This window comes from candidate division WOR-3 bacterium, assembly GCA_016867815.1.
Lineage (GTDB): Bacteria > Hydrothermota > Tepidihabitantia > Tepidihabitantales > Tepidihabitantaceae > UBA2258.
Map to the genome: position 1 here is coordinate 1 of VGIR01000037.1, position 20472 is coordinate 20472.

The following is a 20472-nucleotide window of genomic DNA, read 5'->3' on the forward strand; positions in this document are numbered from 1 at the left end:
TCTCTGGTAGATTCCTCCCCCTGCTCTCTGGTAGATTCCTCCCCCAGCTCTCTGGTAAGCACTCTCCCCAGCTCTCGGGTAAGCTCTTCGCCAGCCCCCCGCCGAACCGGACAACGGCTGCGCACCTCGGCTTGACCGATTCCAGATCTCCGCTATTCTGACCCGCAGTGGGTGCTTCTCCTCCGGCCCTCGTCGCCGACCTTGTAGACCGCTTCTCCCGGGACCGCAAGGTCTTTCAGTCCCTTGACTACAAGGAAGAACAACTCCGCGCCGAGTTCCTCAACCCTCTCTTCGAGTCCCTCGGCTGGGACGTCTCCAACAAGGCCGGCCTGACCGAAGTCTTCAAGCCCGTCATCCACGAGGAGTCAATCAAGGTCGCGGGCGCGACCAAGGCCCCTCCTGACGGCTCACCGCTCACAGCTCACGGCCTACCGCTTTCGGATGCGGATTCCGGGCCGTCAGCCGTTAGCCGCAAGCCGATAGCAGACTCGGACCGCGGCATCGAACACTACGCCTTCCTCCAATCGCTCATGAATGGCGAACGCATCTACCCCCGCCTCGTCAAACACTTCCGCGACGCCGCTGACGGCTCACAGCTTACGGCCTACAGCCCGCGGCCTTCGGATTCCGGGCCGTCAGCCGTTAGCCGTTGGCTGTTGGCCCTCATCATCGGCAGCCTCTACTACCCGGACTGCCCCTACGAATTCTCGGTCCTGCCCGCCGACATCCTCGGCCAAGTCTACGAACAATTCCTCGGCAAAGTCATACGACTGACAACAGGACATCAGGCAAAGGTAGAGGAAAAGCCCGAGGTCAGGAAAGCCGGCGGACTGCGAACAAGTTCCCTGCAGCCTGCTTCCGATGGCGGACAGATCCTCGCAGCCTAGATGAAGACTCATAGCAAGGCTCCTGTCTGTCTTGACGCACCAGCCGGTTGCGTGTCCTCGGATCGTCCCCGGCGCTGGTGGCACGGTCAGGAGTGGCCGATCATGGCGGGGTTGGTCGGATTCGACCTCACTCTAGTCGCAAAGGCCGACTTCAACACGGTGCAGGCGAACCGGGAGTACCTTCTCAGTTCAGTATCGCAGGCGCTGGCAGCAGTCTTCGCACTCTCGTTCTCTGTTACGCTCGTTGCCGCGCAGTTCGCCACCAGATACTCGCCCCGTGCTTTGAAGGAGATATTCGACCGGCGCACGCTTGCACACTTCGGCGTTTTCGCTGCTGCTGTGGCCTACCCATGGTTTCTGCTGCGTTGGACGACAACGCACCCCATCCTAGAGGCCCTGGCTCTGGGCCTCGGTCTGTATTGCCTAGTGTGGCTCATCTCCTACTTCGCTTCATTGACGGACCGCTTGTCACCGGGTGCGAGAATCGAGAAGCTGGAGCAAGAGGCTGCGGCGTCTCTGTTGACCTTCAAGCCAGAAGCCGGCGGCGCGCGTTCGATGCTGCCCACTGTGGACGAAATCGAGGATGTGGCAGCGGCGGCGCTCGGCGCGAGCGACTTTACGACATTCCGGTCTGGCATGTGCTCGTTGGCCAAGTTGTGGGCGCAAGCGTTCGGCAACGAGGACGCGGTCAAGGAGATTGGTAACAGGTTCCGGGACTGGATTGCGGCCACAGACGCCCAATCGCGAGCTGCTGTCATTCTCTCGGAACAGCTCGGCGGAGTCGTAGGTCTCTGTGCAGAGAAATGGCAGGTCACACGCCCTGTTCGAGAAGGCGCTGTCCGTAGGTTAGTTGAACTCGCAGACACGCCTCGGCGCAGCGTACATGATGGAGCGACGGTTATGGCAGTCGCGCGCGCTCTCGGCGCCGTCACCAGGAAAGCGGCCTCAATTGGTGATCTGCCATTCATGGAGGAGACACTGAATCACGTAGAGCGCCTCGGCGTCGAGTGGCTGAGGATCTCCGGCGCCCGTCCCTACGAATGTGTGTGGGCATTCAGGCTCGCCCTTGGGGAATTCGCGGTCAGGACTCCGCCAGATCCGTTGGCTCTTAGGCGACAGGAGTTTGCCTCGAAGTTCTACTATGCGTGCCGCGAGTACTGCAAAACCAAGGACGAGAGCATCGCGCAGGACAGGTTCGACCGCATCAAGGCAGAGATGCTGCCGTGGATGAAGTCGAGGCTGCCGAACGAGTTCGATGAAATAAGGAAGCAACCGAGGGCTGGGGGCTACGACGACGCCTTCGGCAAGGCCATGGACGATCTGGTATGAGGACCATCTGCGTGGGACAACTTGCGATCGGCGGATCGACTCATGGGAGGCTCTGAGCAAGCAGTTGCCCAGGGCCAACACCCCGCATGAGCAGGAATCTCTCTTATTCTAGTTCGGAGGTCGACGGGAGTTAAGATGCACGAGGACGTTGACGCCGAAGTAGATAGACTCATCCGCGCGGTCGGCAGGGTGCAAGAGCGGACGCAGCGCCCGTGGGCACTGTGGACCGTTGTCGCCAGGGAGCTGTACGGCTCAACCCAATACGAGGCTTCTGCCCAGGCGACGGCCGACTTACCACAAGCCCGCCAGTACTTCGGGCGGAGCGACCAGCACGTCACTTTGAGTTCTCTTGGTGCACAAGTCTATCAGGAAGTCCGCCATGCCCAGCCGCAACTGCCCCAGACAGCCGTCATCGCGAATGCAGTGAGAGACTACGCCGCAAAACTGCGGCAGGAGTCGTACTTGGTGGACACTATTGAGAAGGGTGGCCGCGTCGGGCGTCGAGTCGTGCAAGCGTTACGCGTGCAATCCGCGGAAGGCGAGACGTTCACCACGGACACTCCTGTTACCTATGTGTCGGCAGTTGGAGTCTCAACGAGAGGCAAGGTTGTCGGGCACGATCCCGATGACGACCGCGTGTATGTGGCGGTCGACAGCGAGATCCCGTCGGCAGACGTCCCCGGACGACTGAAGCTAGACCGCGCCTACTTGTTGACCTCCCTCTCGGAGCGTCTAGCTGAATTGCCTGACATGCCGTCGATGGCTCTGCTCCTGCTGAGCGACACAACTGGCACGCCTGCGGTGACGCTTCGGACGGGCGACGCCGTGCCCGTGGCGGACGGACTGAGTTCGGAGCACACGCCGTGGGCGCGCTTCCTTTGGGGGCCACCCGGTGCCGGCAAGACGTACGGCATAGGCAGGCTCCTTTGCCGCCTGCTAGAGGACCGCCCCAACGAGAGACACCTGGTCGTCGCGCCTTCGAACCGCGCGACGGACGTTGCCGCCCTCCAATTCCTCAAGCAGTGTCGGTTCGATAGCCCGTTGCTCGCCAACCGGCGCGTGCTGAGGTACGGATACCCACGTCACCCAGAACTACTTGAGCGACACGAAGTGTTGGGACCAATAGGCCAAGACGAACGGACCCGGGCCGTCAAGACGGCGGCCATTCATCTCCGTGAGGCCGAAGGTCAACGCAGGCCGGAACAGGAGCTGGCTGCGCTCCGTACGCAACTCCTTGCGGCACAGGAGGAGCTTCGCAGTTCGGTCAAAGATCACGTTCGGCAGTGTTCGCTCGTTTTCTCCACCAGCACCATGGCTTACCTGAGAGCGCAGTCTAGTCCAATAGGCGACGTGCGTTGGTCGAGCGTCCTTGTGGACGAGGTAACGATGGTTCCGCCGGCTCAGTGCGTATTCCTGGCATCGCTCGCCCAAGACAGATACTTGCTCGCAGGGGATCCCCGTCAGCTAGGCCCAGTCAGTGCATCGGGTGGGCTCAACGAGGCAGCGCAGGAGTGGATGTGCCGGGACGTGTTCGAGAAGTCGGGCATCTCCCGTGGCCGTGGCGACCAGCGGCAGGTTCAGATGACGGACGGACGGCTGTGCCTCATCGAATCTCAGCGGCGGTGTTGCTCGAGTATCTGGTCGCGCGTCAAGCATCTGTACACTAGCGTCCGCAGTGACGTGCAGGAGGCGGACCTGCGGTGGCTCACCGATCTACCTCCGCAACCGGGCGAGGCCGTTGTGTTGCTGGATACCTCTGCACTGTCGGCACATTGTGAACAGAAGCGCAGCAGTTGGCGAAATCGGCTGACCGCTGAGCTGGCGATGGAGGCCGCAGGCCGGGTGGTCGGCGAATCACGAAAGCCGCCCCACATCGCGATCATAGCCCCATACCGAGCGCAGGTTCGATTGCTGCGTGGGATGATACGTGCGGAGGGACGCTCGGGGAACTGGGCGTACTCCCGCATGGAGGCAGGAACAGTTCATCAGTTTCAGGGCAGCGATGCGGACTGTGTGATATTCGACATGGTGGACTGCCAACCTAGGTCAGGGCTTGGTGCGCTGCTGACGGGAGACGTCGGGCTGCGGCTAGTGAACGTGGCCATCACCCGAGCCCGCGGCAAGGTGATAGTGATTGCTGACAAGCACTGGATGCAGCTCGCCACGAGCCGCGAGGATAACGCCTTGCTATGGGATGTTGTCATGGAAGCGAGTGGGGACGCACAGGTCACGTTCGACACCCCTGAATCGGACGACTTGAAGTGCAAGACCGAGTCGCCGATCGAGAAGAGGTTGTTGGAAGCACTCCAGCAATTGGCTCCCCTTCCAGGGCTGGTCGCACAACACGAGATCCGTGACGACCAAGGACAACTCATCACCCGTGCTGACTTCGCGTTCCCGGACGTGAAGTACGCCATCTTCTGCGATGGCGAGAAGTACCATAGGCAGGTCAGTTGGCAGAAGGACTGGCGTAAGCGAAACAAGATCATGGAGATCGGCTGGGGCTACACCGTCTTCACCGGCTCCGACATAACGCGAGACCCACTTGGACGCGCAAGGCAGGTGCTGGACACCTACGAAAGAAGGCGTCAAGACAGCAAGCAACAGAGTCCCAGCGAGGACACCGACAGACCACGGGCTGAACCCGAAGCGCAAGGCAGTGCAGCTCGGTCTACCCCTGGACTCGATGCATACAAGGCGCTCCTTCGAGACGCGTTTGGACGGGACCCGGAGCCGAGCCGCAAGCGGGCACGCAAGGATGGGAAATCGGAGAACAGCAAGTGATTATGGACACGGCCCAAGCCATTTTGGACTTACGATTTTGGGTTGCAGATTGGCGCGGGCGTAGCCCGCTAGCCTCAAGCCGCAAGCATCAAGCTAGCCCAGGCGCAATCCCAAGCCGGCTGACGGCAGTCAGGCAACCAGGTGATCTTGATGAAGACGCGCTCCCGGCGCTTGCCGGATTGTGATTGAACCGGGCGGTGTTCGGCGCGGGAAACGGAAATCCCGAATCCGGGCTGAGCTGACCTGAATCTGGTCTGACCTCGGGCGCTTAAGCCTAAAACAAAGAACAACTTAGCCCCGACGCGTCATTGCCCCTGGTTCGGTCCCAGGCAGCACTGGGGGGGGCCGTCCCCCGGGCAGACCCCGAATGCGATGACCGAGCAGCCTCAGGGTACTGATGAGAAGCGGTTCCGCGTTCCAGAGACGCAGCTACTCCTGAAATGAAAGACGGCATCAGCCGGGGTGGAGAGTCGGGAGCGGTTCTCGCCGCTCCATGGGGAACTGCCGGGAGAGTAAGAGAGAGGGCCGTTCCGTGCGTGGAGCAGTCAGGAACGAGCACCAAATTTCGGGAAGCTCCATCGAGGCATTGCAGATTGGCGCGGACGTAGCCCGCTAGCTTCAAGCCACAATCATCAAGCTAGCACAGGCGCAGGTAGCGCGGCTGCGCCGCGAGGTTGAGGTAGAGGCTGAGGTTGAGGCAGAGGTCGGGCATGAGACGCGCTGCGAAACAGTCCTTTGCTTCTCCCCCGCTCCGAAGGACAAAGACACGCAGTCCGCTTGACCGTCAACCGGCTTTGGGCTAGACTGGCCTCACCATGAAGCGACTACCGGGTTCGCCCCTGATGCCGTTCTTTGTCATCTTCTTGTTCATCCCTCTGCCCTGCCTTGCCTCCATCCCTCTCCCCTCTGCGCCGTCATGGTCGTCCAGCGACAACGACTATTCAACCGGCGGCGCGCTGGCCGACGTGGACGGCGACGGCTGGCTCGATTTCCTGATCTCGAACGGCAACGACATGGACATGGACTCGAACACCGTCTACATGAACAGCGCCGGCACGCTCGAAACCGTCGCTTCCTGGCGGTCATCAGACCGGGGCTACTTCGGTCACTGCTACGCCGGAGACGTGGACAATGACGGCCTGCCTGACCTTGCTGTTTCCTACCTCGGAAGCGGCACGTCCGGCGAGAAGACCGTCCGCATCTACCGCAACGAAGGCGGCACACTGCGGGCTGCGCCCTGGTGGAAGGCAAAGGACAAGCACGCGTCGTTCGACTGTTGTCTGGGTGACGTTGACCTGGATGGCGACCTCGATCTGGCGATCAGCGCCGGCGATGCCTACCAGAATGAGACCGACTCCGCCCGCATCTACCGGAACAATGGAGGGGTCTTCGACACCCTCCCGTTCTGGACCGCTCACGAGGGCCACTGCTCGGATGCGGTCCGGTTCGCCGATATCGACAACGACGGCGACCTCGACCTGTTCGTCGGCCAGGTAGTGGCGAACGAGGACCGCGGCTTCGTGGCGATGTATCGCAACAGCGCCGGTACGCTGGAGACGACACCTGCATGGATAGCGCGTCCGGGCGTCGGTTGGGTGCTGCGCCTGGCTCTTGGCGACTATGACAACGACACCTTTCTCGACCTCGCGGTGGCCTCGAACAACCAGACCGGCGAGCCGAACAGCATCAAGGTCTACCACAACGGCGGCGGGACGCTCGATACCATTGCCTCGTTCACGATGCTGCGAGCCAGCCGGTACTCATCTTGTGTTGCGTGGGCTGACGTGAACGGTGATGACTACCTTGACCTGGCGGCCGGCGGATGGTGGGAACCCGCAGTGGTATTCGAGAACCACGCCGGAACGCTAGACACTACGCCGTCGTGGTCGTGGATTCCCTCGAACCCCAACAACCTTGTCTGCGAAGCCGTGGTCTGGGGTGATATCGGCAACTGCCATCTCTCTTCCGTCAATGAGGCCTGCGATGGTGACGGCCAGCGGAGCCTCTTCAACCTGCACCGCCGGCCCTTGCAGTCACTCGACAGCGTCTACGTCAACGGCACGCGTGTCTCGACTTCCGGGTTCTGCTTTGACCTGCTCGGCGCCTGGGTGAGCTTCGCCTCGGCTCCGCCGGCGGGTAGCGGCAACGTGGTCTTCTTCTACCGTTACTCGACGGCTCCCGACCTGGCGGTGACCAACTGGAATCCCTCCTACGGCAATCATCTCTTCTTGAACACCACGCCGGTCAGCGTCGCGACGCCACACGAGTTGCTGGAGCCAGCCCGACTGACGGCCTGGCCCAACCCGTTCAAGACGGCTGTCCATCTGCTGGTTGCGGCAGACGGCTCTTCAGGAGTGCGTATTCTCGACGCTGCCGGCCGCCAGGTCCGCGTTCTGCGAGCCACCCAGCCCACAAGCTCCCTTCACTACTCTCTCTCCTGGGATGGCCGCGATGACTCGGGCAGCCCGGTTGTGCCGGGAGTCTACTTTGCCGCGCTCGAGTCACCAGGCGCACGACTGAAGCTCGTCCGGGCAACTCGGAACTGACACGCATCAGCAAGCAAGTGACATCTGAAGTCACCGGCGAACGACTGGCCGGACTTGCGCGCTACGGCAGCCTGCACCTTTTGGACGAGGTGGACTCGACCAATGACTACGCGCTCAGCCTTGCCGGGAAGAACTCGACGGCAATCGTGGTGGCCAGTCGGCAGACAAAAGGCCGGGGCAGATTCAGACGGCCCTGGTTCTCTGACGAGGAGAGCCTGGCCGCTTCGCTGCTCGTTCACACGGACGTTCCCGACTTCCCGCACCCCTCGTTTCTCACCCACCTGGCCGGGCTGGCGCTCTCGCGGGCGGTCGAGCAGACCGCCGGCCTGCCTACGCAGATACGCTGGCCGAACGACGTCACCCTCGGCGACAAGAAGCTGGCGGGCATACTGTGTGAAGGCAGGAGGAACGCGGTGGCCGTGGGCATCGGCATGAACCTGAACCAGCAGTCGCTGCCCGAGGACCTGCCCGAAGCAGTGTCGCTGAGCATGGCTACGGGCAGGCAGTGGGATAAGTTCTACCTGCTCGAAGACTTCCTGCGCGAGATGTTCGCGAGCATCGAGCAGAGCGGCAAGGGCGGATCTGCTCAGGTGCTTGCCGACCTCAAGCAACGCTCCGCCATCATGCACCGCCGCGTCGAGATCCAGACCTTCCTGCGCCGGCACGTCGGCACGGTAGTTGACCTCGACCCGGAGGGTCGGGTCGTGCTGCGCACCGATTCCGGCAGGCTCGTCGTCCTCAGCGCCGGCGACGCCCGCAAGGTCAGATGATACTCACCGTCCTGGTCGGCAACACCAACACCCGGCTTGCATGGTTCAACAGCCGAAGGCTGGAGAGATTCCTGATCCTGCCGACACCGGCTCTGCGCGACGGCCGTCTGCCAAGGCCTGGCCCGATCGCCGGGATTGCGGTAGCGTCAGTAGTAGCAGCAGTCACCAACCCGGTCATCGAGCGCTTGCGCAGCAGCACCGGCCTTGAACCGCTGGTTGTCGGGCCAGGCACTCGCACCGGTCTCAGGTTCAAGTACCTTCGGAAAGACCTCGGTGCCGACCGTGTCTGCGTCGCGGTCGGAGCAGCGCGCTCGCTGCCGGGCCGCGACGTGATAGTCTTCGACTTCGGCACCGCGACGACGGTCAACGTCATTCTCGGGGAGGGCGTCTTTGCCGGCGGTGCCATCCTGCCCGGAATTCAGATGAGCCTCGACTGCCTGGCTGCGGGCACGGCCGGACTTCCCATCGTGACACCGGGCAGGCTGCTGGGCCCTCTTCAGCGCACCACTCGCACGGCCATTCAGGCCGGCGTGTCGGCACTGTTTGCCGGCGGAATCGACCGTATCGTCGACCAGGTCGAGCTCGGCCTGAGACGCCGCTTCGAAGTAGTGGCCACCGGAGGCGCGGCGAGTATCGCTCGCAGCTACGGGAGGAGAATCCGCTCAGTCCGTCCGCGCCTCGCGAACGAGGGACTGGGAGAGATCTGGTATCGCAACAACTGCCCCCGGGAATGAGAACATGAACGCGGGCCTGGTACTCGGCATTGAGACAAGCGGGAAATCGACCGGCCTGGCCCTGGCAACTGCCGGCAGGGTGGTGGCCGAGCTGGTCGAGGATTCCGGCTGCGGCCACAACGAAGCCCTGATGTTGCTGCTCGACCGCCTCTTGAACGACACCGGGGTCAGTGTGAGCCAGCTCGCCGGGATCGGCGTAGACATCGGCCCGGGCATGTTCACTTCTCTGCGGGTTGGCCTGAGCACCGCCAAAGGACTCGCAATCGCCCACCGGATTCCCGTTGTCGGCCTGGGATCGCTCTGGGGACTGGCTTGCACGGCGCGGCCCGACCTGGGCCGGGTGCTGGCACTGATCAACGCTCGGAAGCAGCAGGTCTATGCCGCTCTGTACCTGGAAGGTGAAGCGGCGATACCGCCGTCGGTCATGAACCCGGGGGAATTGGCGTCTGCGGCGGTGGGAGTGCTTTCGGAGCGGACCAGCCTCGTCGCAGCCGGCAATGGAACCGGCATCTGTGCCGCGCCGTTCGCGGCAGTTGGAGTCAGACTCGATGCCAGTGGCACCGAAGCTCCGTCGGCCGGAGTGATCGCGATCGAGGCCGGGACGCGAATCGCCCAGGCTCGCGCCGACGACCTGGCGTCGCTTGAGCCGCTCTACCTGCGCCGGACCGACGCCGAACTGAACCGGGAACAGAAACTCGGCTCCAGACACTGAAGCCCACCCCGAACCGGGCGGGCTTCATCGTCCAGAGAGAATGGCGGAGGCGTGTAGGAATCGAACCTACCGGTCCACTTATCGCAGACCATACGGATTTGAAGTCCGCCAGGCACACCAGCACCCATACACCTCCGAGTGAAACTGGCTTCTAAAATACCCGGACGTTCCGCTGCTGTCAACCGCTGCCCGGACGGAGTTTGGCTAGACCAGCCGCGTGCCGTTGATGACGAGCTCGAAGTGGCACTTGAGGAAGTCGGCGGCCCGCCGCGAGATGACCATGCGCGAGAGAAATATCTCGAAGTACTCCATCACCGGCGCGACGCTCGTATCGACGGTCAGATTGAACGCGATGCTGCGGTCATCACTGCGGACGCTCAGGGTTGAGCGTTTGACAGCGTAGTTGACCCGGTCGTGGATGTCGAACTTGATCAACCCCGGGTTCCGGACCCGGCTCTTGTGAACGTCAGCCTTGTCCGCGAGGATCAGCGCGGCCGACACGTTCGATACCGGGTTCCCGCCATTCTCGTCGTGGTTGCCGATGGCGGCCATTATCTGCGCGGTTTCCTGGTAGTCCATACCGCGCCGCAACAGAATGTCGCGGGCGAGAAGCGCGCTTGTTCTCTCGTGCTTCTCACGGCCAACCACGTTCCCGATGTCGTGGAGATACCCGGCGATGGCGGCGAGCTCCGCCGACCTCTCCTCTACCTCAAGCGCGGCGAGAACTGCACGCGCGTTCTTGGCCACTAGCCGGGCATGCCTGGGACCGTGCTCAGTATAGCCGAGCACGGCAAGCTGCCGGTCGGCCTCAGCCACCAGCACGACTACCTCCGGGTCTTTGACCAGGTCCTTGAATGTCAGCACGTGGGGATCATGGTATCAATCAAACGGCCGAGGTCAAACCGACTGTGCTCTCATGATGACAGCTCCGGGCCGGACGCAGCGGCAGGTCCGGCCCGGGCGAATGAGGATCGACCTCAGTCCTGCTCGGAGGCGAGTTCGCCGGTGGCAAGCGCCTGCTTCAGGTACTCGAGGTAGTCCTTGAGCAGGAATTCGTCACCGACCATGCCGTTCTTCCAACGAATCGACATCTCGTTGGCACCGAAGGTCTTGTCGAGCACAACCTGAAGCTTCATGCCGCCGTCGTAGTTCTTGTCGACAATGACTATGCCGCTGGTCGTAGGGTTGTCTCCGCAGACGGTGTATAGCTCGCCGGCCTTCTCTCCGTCATAGTCCCAGGCCTCAGGACCCTTCACCGGGCGCTTGTACAAGAGGTATCTGATCAGGTTGTTGCAAAGCTCCACCATCAACGCGTGGTCTTCATTGGGAGCTCCGCCCGCGACGTGGTTCCGGAGCGGGATGTGCAGGCAGACGCCCGTTTCGCCTCGACCTTCTCCGTAGAAGATCCGGTCGCCGTCTATGACCTTACTAAGGTCGCGTTTGTACTGGTACAACACTCTCGTCTAATCCTAGAGGCTAGTCGTTCACTGTCAAGCAGTGCCCGCTCACAGTTTGCCTTCGCTGTGTCGTCGGCCCAGGACTTCAAGCATGTCCTTGGTCATGGCCTCCAGGTCGTAGGCCGGCTTCCAGCCCCACTCCTCGCGGGCCGCGGAGTCATCGAGTGACATCGGCCAGGAATCGGCAATCGCCTGCCGGAAGTCAGGCTCGTAAGTGCAGACGAAATCAGGAATGTGCTTCCTGATCGAGGCGGCAAGTTCGCCGGCCGAGAAGCTCATCGCACCGACATTGAAGTCGGAGTGGTGCTTCAGTTTCGCGACGTCGGCCTCCGCCAGGTCGATAGTTGCCTTGATGCAGTCGGGCATGTACATCATCGGCAGCCGGGTGTCTTCACGCACAAAGCAGGTGTAACGCTTGTTCTTGACCGCCTCGAAGTAGATGGCGACCGCAAAGTCGGTCGTGCCGCCGCCGGGCAGGGTTTCATGGGAGATGATTCCCGGATAGCGAAGACCGCGCACATCCAGCCCGTACTTGCGGAAGTAGTAGTCGGCCAGCAGTTCGCCGGCGACCTTGGTAACGCCGTACATCGTCCGCGGTTTGAGGATGGTGTCGTTGGGAGTCCGGTCGCGAGGGGTTTCCGGTCCGAACGCGGCAATGGAACTCGGAATGATGACCCGCGCCATCTCGTGTTCACGGGCACACTCCAGGACCGCCAGCGTACCATTTATGTTCACGTCCCAGCACCGCATCGGGTTCTGCTCCCCAACCGCCGAGAGGATGGCCGCCATGTGGACGATGGTGTCGATGCTGTGCTTCCGGACTACCTCTTCCAGCGTGTCGCGGTTCGCGACATCGATGAAGTAGAACGGCCCCGAGTTCTTCAGCGCGTCGCTGGGCGGGGTCTTGCGGCCGGTGGCAACGACGTTTTCGGCTCCGAAACGCTGACGCAGCGCCAGGGTCAGCTCGGAACCAATCTGGCCGACCGATCCGGTGACCAGAATGCGTTTGATCTCTTTGGTCTTCATTCTGAGAACTCCTTTGTGTGCTCTGTACCGTCTGTGGCTGGCCGCCAATATAGCACAGGTATGGGCAAAGTCAAAGGTCACCGACGCCGGCCGCGCCTCTCGTCGGTCTGGACTTCCACCCGCCACCGGCTATACTCACACATTCCGAGACAATGGTGAGTGTAGCTCAAATGGTTAGAGTACCTGACTGTGGCTCAGGATGTTGTGGGTTCAATTCCCATCACTCACCCTTGACGCTGACGGGCGCTGGCCGCGGTTGCATTCGTGCTGGATTCCGCTACACTGCACGCGGACTCGGGTCTGGGCCCGAGAGCGGACCGACGAATGCGCCCGTAGCTCAACTGGACAGAGCGCCGGGCTTCGAACCCGTAGGTTGCGCGTTCGAGTCGCGCCGGGCGCGGTTCACAATTGTACTGCACTGATGTCCGCCACCAGGGACATCGCCGATGCGAAAATGTGCCCCGCTAGCTCAACCTGGCAGAGCAGCGGATTCTTAATCCGAAGGTTGCAAGTTCAATTCTTGCGCGGGGTACTTCTCTATTCTCGGAAAGCAGAACCAGCAAGGCCACGCCATGGCTGATTCGAACTCGGGCCGGTTCACACGTACCCTCCCGGGACCGGACGGCAGTCACTTCCTGGCGTCCTCCGGCTCGGGGGTTTGATAGTGACTCAATCTACTTATCGGTAAGGACTAGCTATGCAATCAATCATCTGCCTGCTCCTGGCGGCCGGCGCCTCTTACGTCCGGGCACCTCAGAAGACAGTCGCGCCGGTAATCGAGTCGCGGCACGTCTGGGTTTTCTTCACCGACAAAGGCATCTACAACAAAGCCGACTACGGAGCGGCGGTCTCGGCACTGGGCCGAAGCGCGGCCGCATCCGGTGCCACCCGCCACCGGTCTGCCCCGGACTTCAACGACATCCCGGTACGCGAATCCTACATCCGCGAAATTGAGGAGCTCGGCGGGAGACTGCGCGCTGTCTCCAATTGGCTCAATGCCGCCAGCTTCGACCTGCCTCCCGACCTCACAGCGCAGGCCTATTCCCTCCCATTCGTCTACGACCTGAAGCCGGTCGCATCCAGGTCCATGCTCGAAGCAGCCGACTTTCCACTCACTCGCGTTTCCGCCGGCAGCCTGTATCGGGCAACCGACACTGCCTACGCGCGCCGGTTCTACGGGCCGTCCTACGACCAGGCGCAGATGATGGGTGTTCCCAGCCTCTTTTTCCGCGGCTACTTCGGCTCCAACGTGAAGCTGGCCATATTCGACACCGGGATCAAGCTCACCCACCGCGGAATCGCCAGGGCACGCATCTACAAGCAGTTCGATTTCATCTCCGGCGACAACTGCTACTCGGCCCGGGCTGACGCCTCGTGGCAACCGGCGGGCGCGGACAGCATCCGCTACCTGGGGTTTGCACGGAGTCCGGCTCTTCGCACCGTTGCGGTGGATTCCGGTTCCAGGGACACGCTACTGCTGGCGTTCTGCGCTGACAGCTTCGCCTATGGCTACAACGCTCCTCGCCGGGCGGTCTTCGCCGCTTCGTCAACCAACGGAGGAAGAACCTGGGGTTCGCCGCGGCCGCTGGTAATGACCGCGCCAGCCGGACAGGGTTCGGGCTCCACGTTTGAGAACCTGACAATGGCAGGCAAGGGCAACGTCACCTACCTGGCCTATAGCCGGCTGACGCCCGCATCGCCTGCTCCTCCCGCCGCAAACCTGTACCTGGGGTACTTCGCAGGCACCGACTGGCAGGGTGACCCGCAGCTGATCGCCTCCGGACGCTACCCTGCCCTGACGATACAGGATGACACCCTCTATCTTGCGTTTGTCCAGTCGGACTCGCTCGTGATGCTGTGGAAGGCCTCCGTGGCGCTGCCGGAGCCGGCACTGCTTGAGACCACCGCTTTCGCGGCCGGCGAGCCGCTCTCCGGACTCCAAATTGCCCTGGGCACGAACGGCATTGACATCATCACCACCGGACTCAAGAGCGGCAGGATCACGCAGTTCCGCTCAACCGACGGCGGGACGGCGTTCAACATGTTGAATGAGCCGGTTGCCGCCGGCGCAGCCCGCACCCGGCTGATACGGCAAGACCCGCGCCGCTTGTTGATATACGAAGATCGGTCGCAGACCGCTTTCTCACGCCTTGCGACTCTCGTCTCCAATGATGCGGGGCAAACCTGGAGTCCGGCGGGAATCGTGGCTGACAGCATGTTCGCGACGGGTGGATTCGACCTGGTGGCCGACACTCCATCAACGTTCACCCTGGTCTATGAGACGGGAGGTTTTCTCCATCGTACCACCTCACCGGACTTCGGCAGCACCTGGTCGGCGCCTTCACTGCTCGACACATCTGGTTTCGACGCGATGCCCGTGCTGGCCGCAGCCGACGGCGGCCCTCTTGCCCTCTGGTTCAAGCGTGGAGACGACAGTGCGGTGTGGCAATCTACGGACACCGCCAGGTTCTCTACCGAGCAGCCTGACCACGGCACGAAGATGGCCTCCATTATCGCCGGGTGGCAGCAAGGCGGGGTAATCGGCGTTGCCCCGGGAGTCGACCTGCTCATCGCCAAGACCGAATTGCACAAGGTCCGCAGCGGCCGTTTCTACGAATACAACATGGAAGAGGACGCGTACATAGAGGCGCTCGAATGGGCCGACCGCATGGGCGCGGACATCGTCTCCACCTCCCTCGGGTACCGAAACTGGCACGGAGACAACCAGTACGACGGGAAGACGGCGCCGATCTCCATCGCCGCCTCCATAGCTGCCCAACGCGGTCTGATCATCGTCACGGCAATGGGGAACCGCAACAACGACCCCGACTACCCATGGCCGACGCCCTACATCGTTGCGCCGGGCGACGCCGACGGCGTCATCACTGCCGGCGGAGTTGAGAAGAACCTTCTGCCGTGGCGCGACGGCGGTACCGGCCCGACCTCGGACGGCAGAATCAAACCCGACCTGGTTGCTCTTTCCGACACCGTGGCCGTAGTGCTTCCGGACTCAGAAGACTATCTCACCGGCAGCGCCGGGACTTCCTGTGCCACGGCCTTGATTGCCGGCGCCTGCGCCCTGCTCAAGGAAGCTCATCCCCAGTGGTCCGCCGACTCAATCAAGGCCGTCCTGTTCGCCACCGCCTCGCGGTCGGTCAAGAGCTGCACGTTTGGATACGGCGTACCGCGCGTCGACTCGGCCTACAAACTCTTCCCGCCCGAAAAGGGCATCGTTGACGTTCCCGGCGACAGGATCGGGGACATCTTCCCCAATCCCTTCGTGCCTGCTTCCCAGCCGCTGGTCTATTTCCCTGTCAACCTGACCCGACCGGCATTCGAGGTCCGCATCGTCATCTTCTCCGCGTCAGGAGCCCTGGTCGACTCGGTAGTCCTGAACGACTCGGTCATGACCCGGCCGGGCCGCTACGGGGACAACGGCGACATAGCGATGATTGAGCGGATTGGGGCCTACTGGGATGGCCTGAACCATGCCGGCAAGCCGGTCGCGGCCGGTCTGTACGTCGCCGTCCTGCAGACCACGTTCGGCCGCAGCGCGACCAAGTTCGCCCTCGTCCGTTAGCCTTGACTTAGAGGCCGACGCAGATAACATACCACCGACTTTGATTCCAGCGTAGCTCAACCGGTAGAGCATCCGGCTGTTAACCGGAGGGTCACAGGTTCGAGTCCTGTCGCTGGAGCTGCCCGCCGGCCCTGCCGGCGGGCCTCTGCTTCTACCCCGGAGCAGCGCAGAAAGCGGAACCGGCCCGAAGGCCGGTTCCGTGAAACAACCAGCGAACGTCTATTTGAGGACGATCGCCTTGCCTGACACCGACTTGCCGTCAACTGACAACCGATAGAAGTAGGAACCGTTGGCCACGCGCCGACCGGCGTTGTCAGTCCGGTTCCAGGTTACGCTCTGGTTGCCCGCTTTGACTGTGCCGTCCACAAGGGTGCGAACCAGCTTGCCGGAGACGTCGTAGATCCCGAGTTCGACTCTGCCGGTCCTGGCCACCGAGTAGCTGATGCGCGCGAAGTCGCGCACCACTGACGGGCTGATGCGGCACGCTTCTTCCGGCTGCGCCACACGCAACACCTCGATACCGTAGAGCGGAGGCCAGCCGACGTCAAGGTTGGTGAGATAGCTGGGCGTACTGAGGCAATCCGAGCCGTAGGCGACATAGATGGATCCGCCAACCACATTCACCATGTGCCACCCGCTGGCCGTCGGCTTGGGCGTCTGGGTCTTCCACCTGTTGGCGGCGATGTTGTACTCGTAGACCAGCTTGTCGGCCGCAACCGCGCCGTCAGTCGATCCGCCGATCACGTATATCAGGCTGTCGTGGTAGGAAACCGCTGCCGCGTAGATACGCGGGCCCGGCATGTTCGCTCTCTGAGTCCAGGTATTGGCGACGGGATCAAGGCACCAGCAGTCGTTGTAGGTACCGGATCCGCCCGAGCCACCCATCACGTAGACCTTACCGTTCGCACCGGCTGCGCAGGCCCAGCCGCGCCCGGCCGTGAGCGTAGCCTTTGTCTTCCATGAGTCGACTGCCGGGTTGTATTCATAGCAGGTCCCGGTCTGGTTCTCGTTGCCGATGACGTACAACCTGCCGCCTGCCACCGCGCTGGCGGTAGCCCACACGGCGGCCGGCGCGTTCCTCTTGGCGGTAGAGACCTTCGTATCGAGGTCGAACTCCTCACAGGTGTTCAGAATCGTGTTGGCGGAGTCCTTGCCGCACGCCACGTATATCTTATTGCCAATCAGGCCACCGCCGCCTGTCCGCCGCGGCGTCGTCAGCGTCGGCAGGCCGGTATCAATCCAGGCGCCGCTATTGACGTCATAAGCGACGATTGACCGGGTTGACACCTGTGCTGACATCCTGCCGCCGAGGAACCACAGCGTGTCGCGGTAGGCGCCGGTGCCCGGGCACCAGTAGCGGCCCGGAACCGGGGACCGGGTCAACGTATCCCACACGAGCGTCGGCATGCTGACCAGGGTCTGACGGACCAGGGTATCGTTGGTTGGGTTCGAATCGTCCGGCAGAGAAACGAACATGGTGACGTCGTAGGCCGCGTGCTGGCCCGTGTGCCACGTTACGAATGCAACCGTCTCGGCCACACCCGGCTGCAGCGAATCGGTCCACACCACGCTGTCCTCGTAGACCCGGGTCCCGACCGAGTCGATCAGGCACTTCACCACAAAGCTGTCCTGAGCTGCCGAACCGAAGTTTCGCAGTATCACGGAAGGCTGGAGCGAGTCAGGTTCCATCTGCGTCGGCGGTGCCACTATCTTGCTGAGACCGAGGTCGGTGGCAAACGCCGGCGGATGGCCGAGGATGGCCCGGATGTGCCAGTTGTAGCTCAGGCTGTAAGCACTCAGTTCCTCCCAGGTACCGGACATGTTCACCCAGTCGCCGCGGGTGGCCACGTGTGGACCGTCGTCGGTGCCCAGCGGGAACTTGCCGGCAGTGTGGTTCATTCTCGGTCCAACCCAGATGTCCTCACCCGAATCCAGCGGCACCGGGGTAATCGGCATCGTTTGCCAACCGGAATCCGGGATCGAGTATGGTACCGACTCTATGATGGCACCAGGGTGAGTCGTCGTGCTCTCCGCCCACACGAAGAGATAGTTCGCAGTGCAGGCGTTCCAGCGATACCAGATGATAGTCTCGACGGTGCAAGCCCTGGGGGCGGTCAGCCGGACAGCGCTGTAGAAGGTTCCGCCGGACGTCAACCCGATGGCGTTGTTGTACGCCTCTTGGTCCACTTTCAGAGTATCCCCCGGATTGAAGGGTTTGAATGCCGAAGGCGCCCTATCACTGACTCCGCCGTCAGCTGGGCCATGCGCAGAACTGAACGCGCGGTGCGCGTTCATGGCAGCCGGCTGCGCTGCCAGGGAGAGCCCGACGACAAGCACCAGGCTCAGGACAGTAGCACTGATTCTCACACGTTCCTCCTCGATAGGTTACGGGTTTCTAACTCTCTCCGGGAGGCGCTTCAGCGCTTCCCGAGCGGACGCAAACAGGCTGTCAGTGTAGCCTCAGTATCCAGCGAGTCAAGGCGCGTCGGGATCGACAGGAAAAGGAGGGGCCGGAGTGACCGGATGGACCTAGCGAAGGAGGATCGCTTTGCTCGAAACGGACCTGCCATCCACAACCAGACGGTAGAAGTAGGTGCCGGTCGCGACCCGCGTGCCTCTATTGTCAGCCCGGTCCCATGCCGCCCTCTTCTCGCCCGGTGCAGATCGACCGCTGACCAGCGTCCTGATCAACGAGCCGGCCGCGTCATAGACCGCCAGCCTGACGTCGGCCGGACTGCCCACATGGTAGCGTATCAAGACCGGGCCGCGGACAATACTGGGACCGGCGCGGTAAAGCGTGAATTGAATTCCAGAGTCGCGGTCGTGGACGCCTGCGACCGTCGAATCAAAGATCATCGTACCGTAGTAGCGGGGATTCGGCCACCGGGGTATCGTTACCGACTGGGGCCACCAACCCAGGTAGGTCCGGGAACTATCTACCGAAGCGTATTGGAAGAGCCCGGCTGTGTCGCCGCCGCGGACGCTCAGCTGCCACTTGAGCAGACCCAGGGGAATCCGGGCCTCGAACTGCAGGTGGCCGCTGGCCAGCGAGCTCGCGCTCAATGCGCCCGGAGCCGGACCCATTTCCCACCTGTTCCCCATGGTGTCGAGGGCCGCGCTGTAGATGGCCTGGTCATTGGGCCCGGAGTACTCCAAAGCGTAGCCGCCTTCACTGGAATCGGAGGCCCACCGGCCGTTTCCATCCTCGTCCATGAACGGCCCGAACTGGTCGAGAGGGACGCGGGTCGTACGGTAGGGACACTCCGTCGCCAGATAGACAAAGGCTGAGTCGTACAGGAAGCGGGCCAGACAGGAACCCGCCGGCTGGGGAGTGCCGCCGCGACCCGCGATGTCGCTGACATCGTAGACGCCAGATGCGGACCACTCGCCATCACTGATGTTACCGTCGACCGCTGGTGTGGATGAACCCACAGCGTGTACATGGATGGTATCCGAGAGTATGGCACCCGTGACCGTGGTCGTGGCAGCCAGGGTGTCGCTGCTCGTATCCTCGTCTCCTCCGAGAGACGTCAGCATCGTCACGTTGTACTGGGCGCCGACCGGACCGGCATCCCAGCCCTGAGTGAAGACAACGTCTGCTTCCAGGCCGGGCCCGATTGGGCCGACAAGGGTCTCGCTCGCCGAGTAGACGCGGATACCGGCCGAGTCAATCCAGCAAGTGACCGGTATTGCCGACTCCGGATTGGAGCCGAAGTTCATCACCCTCGCCTTCGGGGTAAAGACGCCGGGATTGATGTTGGCCGCAGGCGTTACTATCGCGCTCACTCCGACGTCGTGGTCGAGCAGCGGCGGCAGGCTGAAGCGCATGCAGAAAACCTGGTCCGGCGTGCCCTGGTTGAGCTGGAGCAGGAAGGTGTCCCGCCACATCTCACATCCCCCGCCTTGCGCCCAGCCGTTGGCATTGAAACTGTCAATCACATTGTAGCCGAAATCCATCTTGAGCGTCGGGCTCGCACCGGCCGTTCCCGCCTGGGTCACCCAGAAGCAGTGTTGGTACCGGTCGAACGCGAGCCCGTATGCGGAAGCCATCTCGGACGCGGGCTTGACCGGATGCCCGTTGGCACCTTTGCTGGAGAACTTGGTCATCGGCGCCGAGTCAAAGTCACACGTCCAGAACGAGTCCTGGTACGGGCTGTAGGCCAATCCTCGCACGACCCTGCCATAGCTGGATACCTGGTACTTGTGCTTCACCTCGTGGGTCGTGGCATCATGTACGTTGAACTTCCGGTTATCATATCCGGCGAACACCTCGTTGGTCGAGGCCTTCCACGCCATGTCGCGGATCCCCCAGCCGGTCGGGCCGTCAGTTTGCGGGAAGCTGTCCACGAGCGGGCGCGCGGGGTCCTTGATGTTGTAGACGTATATCTTCATGTCGCTCTGCCCGGCCGATACCCACATCAGAGTGTCCTGCACCGGCGTCACGCCGACGCAATAGCTTGAGGCGAGGGTCTTCACCCATTCTATGGTGGGCGGGTTTGCCATGCTGCTGAACCGGCCGTAGGGAACCCGGTGCGGCGCCGCCGGATTCACGTCGTTCACGGGAGAGGAACCCGTGACTACTACAAGACTCACCAGAAGTGCCGTAATCATATCGACTCTGACTCTAGCCCGGGCCACCGGCATGTC

General features: G+C 62.4%; 13 protein-coding genes and 5 tRNA genes. 12 read left to right on the forward strand and 6 right to left on the reverse strand.

Going from position 1 to position 20472, the window contains the following annotated elements; genetic code table 11:
- The first annotated feature begins 167 nt into the window (after positions 1-167).
- The 7 genes from FJY68_07105 (at position 168) to tsaB (ending at position 9762) form a co-directional block, all read left to right on the forward strand.
- Positions 168-887 carry a hypothetical protein gene (locus FJY68_07105; protein MBM3331607.1) on the forward strand — a complete coding sequence of 240 codons (720 nt, stop codon included), beginning with the start codon at positions 168-170 and terminating at the stop codon, positions 885-887.
- Positions 888-2216 (forward strand): DUF2254 domain-containing protein, encoded by a 1329-nt coding sequence (locus FJY68_07110; protein ID MBM3331608.1) that lies wholly within the window; start codon positions 888-890, stop codon positions 2214-2216.
- A 135-nt stretch (positions 2217-2351) separates the two neighbouring features.
- Positions 2352-5000: a hypothetical protein gene (locus FJY68_07115; protein ID MBM3331609.1), complete on the forward strand. Its 2649-nt coding sequence runs from the start codon at positions 2352-2354 to the stop codon at positions 4998-5000.
- An 815-nt stretch (positions 5001-5815) separates the two neighbouring features.
- Positions 5816-7546, forward strand: a complete 1731-nt coding sequence (locus FJY68_07120) for a hypothetical protein (GenBank protein MBM3331610.1) — start codon at positions 5816-5818, stop codon at positions 7544-7546.
- The gene (locus tag FJY68_07125; GenBank protein ID MBM3331611.1) at positions 7543-8316 is read left to right on the forward strand and encodes a biotin--[acetyl-CoA-carboxylase] ligase; all 774 of its coding nucleotides are present in this window, start codon (positions 7543-7545) and stop codon (positions 8314-8316) included. Before FJY68_07120 ends, FJY68_07125 begins: the two co-directional genes overlap by 4 nt.
- Positions 8313-9050, forward strand: coding sequence for a type III pantothenate kinase (locus FJY68_07130; GenBank protein MBM3331612.1), 738 nt, complete (start codon positions 8313-8315; stop codon positions 9048-9050). The genes FJY68_07125 and FJY68_07130 overlap by 4 nt, the downstream gene beginning before the upstream one ends.
- Before the next feature lie 4 nt (positions 9051-9054).
- Positions 9055-9762, forward strand: a complete 708-nt coding sequence (gene tsaB / locus FJY68_07135; GenBank protein ID MBM3331613.1) for a tRNA (adenosine(37)-N6)-threonylcarbamoyltransferase complex dimerization subunit type 1 TsaB — start codon at positions 9055-9057, stop codon at positions 9760-9762.
- 41 nt (positions 9763-9803) lie between these two features.
- Here the strand turns inward: tsaB and FJY68_07140 are convergent.
- The 4 genes from FJY68_07140 to FJY68_07155 all read right to left on the reverse strand — a co-directional run bounded on the left by FJY68_07140 (position 9804) and on the right by FJY68_07155 (position 12230).
- Positions 9804-9898, reverse strand: a tRNA-Sec gene (locus tag FJY68_07140).
- 68 nt (positions 9899-9966) lie between these two features.
- The gene (locus tag FJY68_07145; GenBank protein ID MBM3331614.1) at positions 9967-10626 is read right to left on the reverse strand and encodes an HD domain-containing protein; all 660 of its coding nucleotides are present in this window, start codon (positions 10624-10626) and stop codon (positions 9967-9969) included.
- A 113-nt stretch (positions 10627-10739) separates the two neighbouring features.
- Complete coding sequence (locus FJY68_07150; protein ID MBM3331615.1) at positions 10740-11219, reverse strand: hypothetical protein; 480 nt, start codon at positions 11217-11219, stop codon at positions 10740-10742.
- Between the two features lie 48 nt (positions 11220-11267).
- Positions 11268-12230 carry an L-threonine 3-dehydrogenase gene (locus FJY68_07155; GenBank protein ID MBM3331616.1) on the reverse strand — a complete coding sequence of 321 codons (963 nt, stop codon included), beginning with the start codon at positions 12228-12230 and terminating at the stop codon, positions 11268-11270.
- 170 nt (positions 12231-12400) lie between these two features.
- On the opposite strand from FJY68_07155, the gene FJY68_07160 reads away from it, so the two are divergent.
- The 5 genes from FJY68_07160 to FJY68_07180 all read left to right on the forward strand — a co-directional run bounded on the left by FJY68_07160 (position 12401) and on the right by FJY68_07180 (position 15943).
- Positions 12401-12474, forward strand: a tRNA-His gene (locus tag FJY68_07160).
- 97 nt (positions 12475-12571) lie between these two features.
- Positions 12572-12645: transfer RNA gene (locus FJY68_07165), tRNA-Arg, on the forward strand.
- Between the two features lie 58 nt (positions 12646-12703).
- Positions 12704-12777: transfer RNA gene (locus FJY68_07170), tRNA-Lys, on the forward strand.
- Positions 12778-12942: 165 nt separating this feature from the next.
- Positions 12943-15825 (forward strand): hypothetical protein, encoded by a 2883-nt coding sequence (locus FJY68_07175; protein MBM3331617.1) that lies wholly within the window; start codon positions 12943-12945, stop codon positions 15823-15825.
- Between the two features lie 45 nt (positions 15826-15870).
- A tRNA-Asn gene (locus tag FJY68_07180) sits at positions 15871-15943 on the forward strand.
- A 101-nt stretch (positions 15944-16044) separates the two neighbouring features.
- Here the strand turns inward: FJY68_07180 and FJY68_07185 are convergent.
- Together FJY68_07185 and FJY68_07190 are read right to left on the reverse strand one after the other, a co-directional pair.
- The gene (locus tag FJY68_07185) at positions 16045-18192 is read right to left on the reverse strand and encodes a hypothetical protein (GenBank protein MBM3331618.1); all 2148 of its coding nucleotides are present in this window, start codon (positions 18190-18192) and stop codon (positions 16045-16047) included.
- A 162-nt stretch (positions 18193-18354) separates the two neighbouring features.
- A complete protein-coding gene (locus FJY68_07190) occupies positions 18355-20469 on the reverse strand; it encodes a hypothetical protein (protein MBM3331619.1) in 2115 nt (704 codons plus the stop codon).
- Between the last annotated feature and the right edge of the window lie 3 nt (positions 20470-20472).

Bases quoted from the DNA above. Each gene is read 5' to 3' on its own strand.
- FJY68_07130 (MBM3331612.1), top strand. From the start codon at position 8,313: ATGATACTCACCGTCCTGGTCGGCAACACCAACACCCGGCTTGCATGG.
- FJY68_07190 (MBM3331619.1), bottom strand. From the start codon at position 20,469: ATGCCGGTGGCCCGGGCTAGAGTCAGAGTCGATATGATTACGGCACTT.
- FJY68_07175 (MBM3331617.1), top strand. From the start codon at position 12,943: ATGCAATCAATCATCTGCCTGCTCCTGGCGGCCGGCGCCTCTTACGTC.
- FJY68_07120 (MBM3331610.1), top strand. From the start codon at position 5,816: ATGAAGCGACTACCGGGTTCGCCCCTGATGCCGTTCTTTGTCATCTTC.
- tsaB (MBM3331613.1), top strand. From the start codon at position 9,055: ATGAACGCGGGCCTGGTACTCGGCATTGAGACAAGCGGGAAATCGACC.
- FJY68_07110 (MBM3331608.1), top strand. From the start codon at position 888: ATGAAGACTCATAGCAAGGCTCCTGTCTGTCTTGACGCACCAGCCGGT.
- FJY68_07115 (MBM3331609.1), top strand. From the start codon at position 2,352: ATGCACGAGGACGTTGACGCCGAAGTAGATAGACTCATCCGCGCGGTC.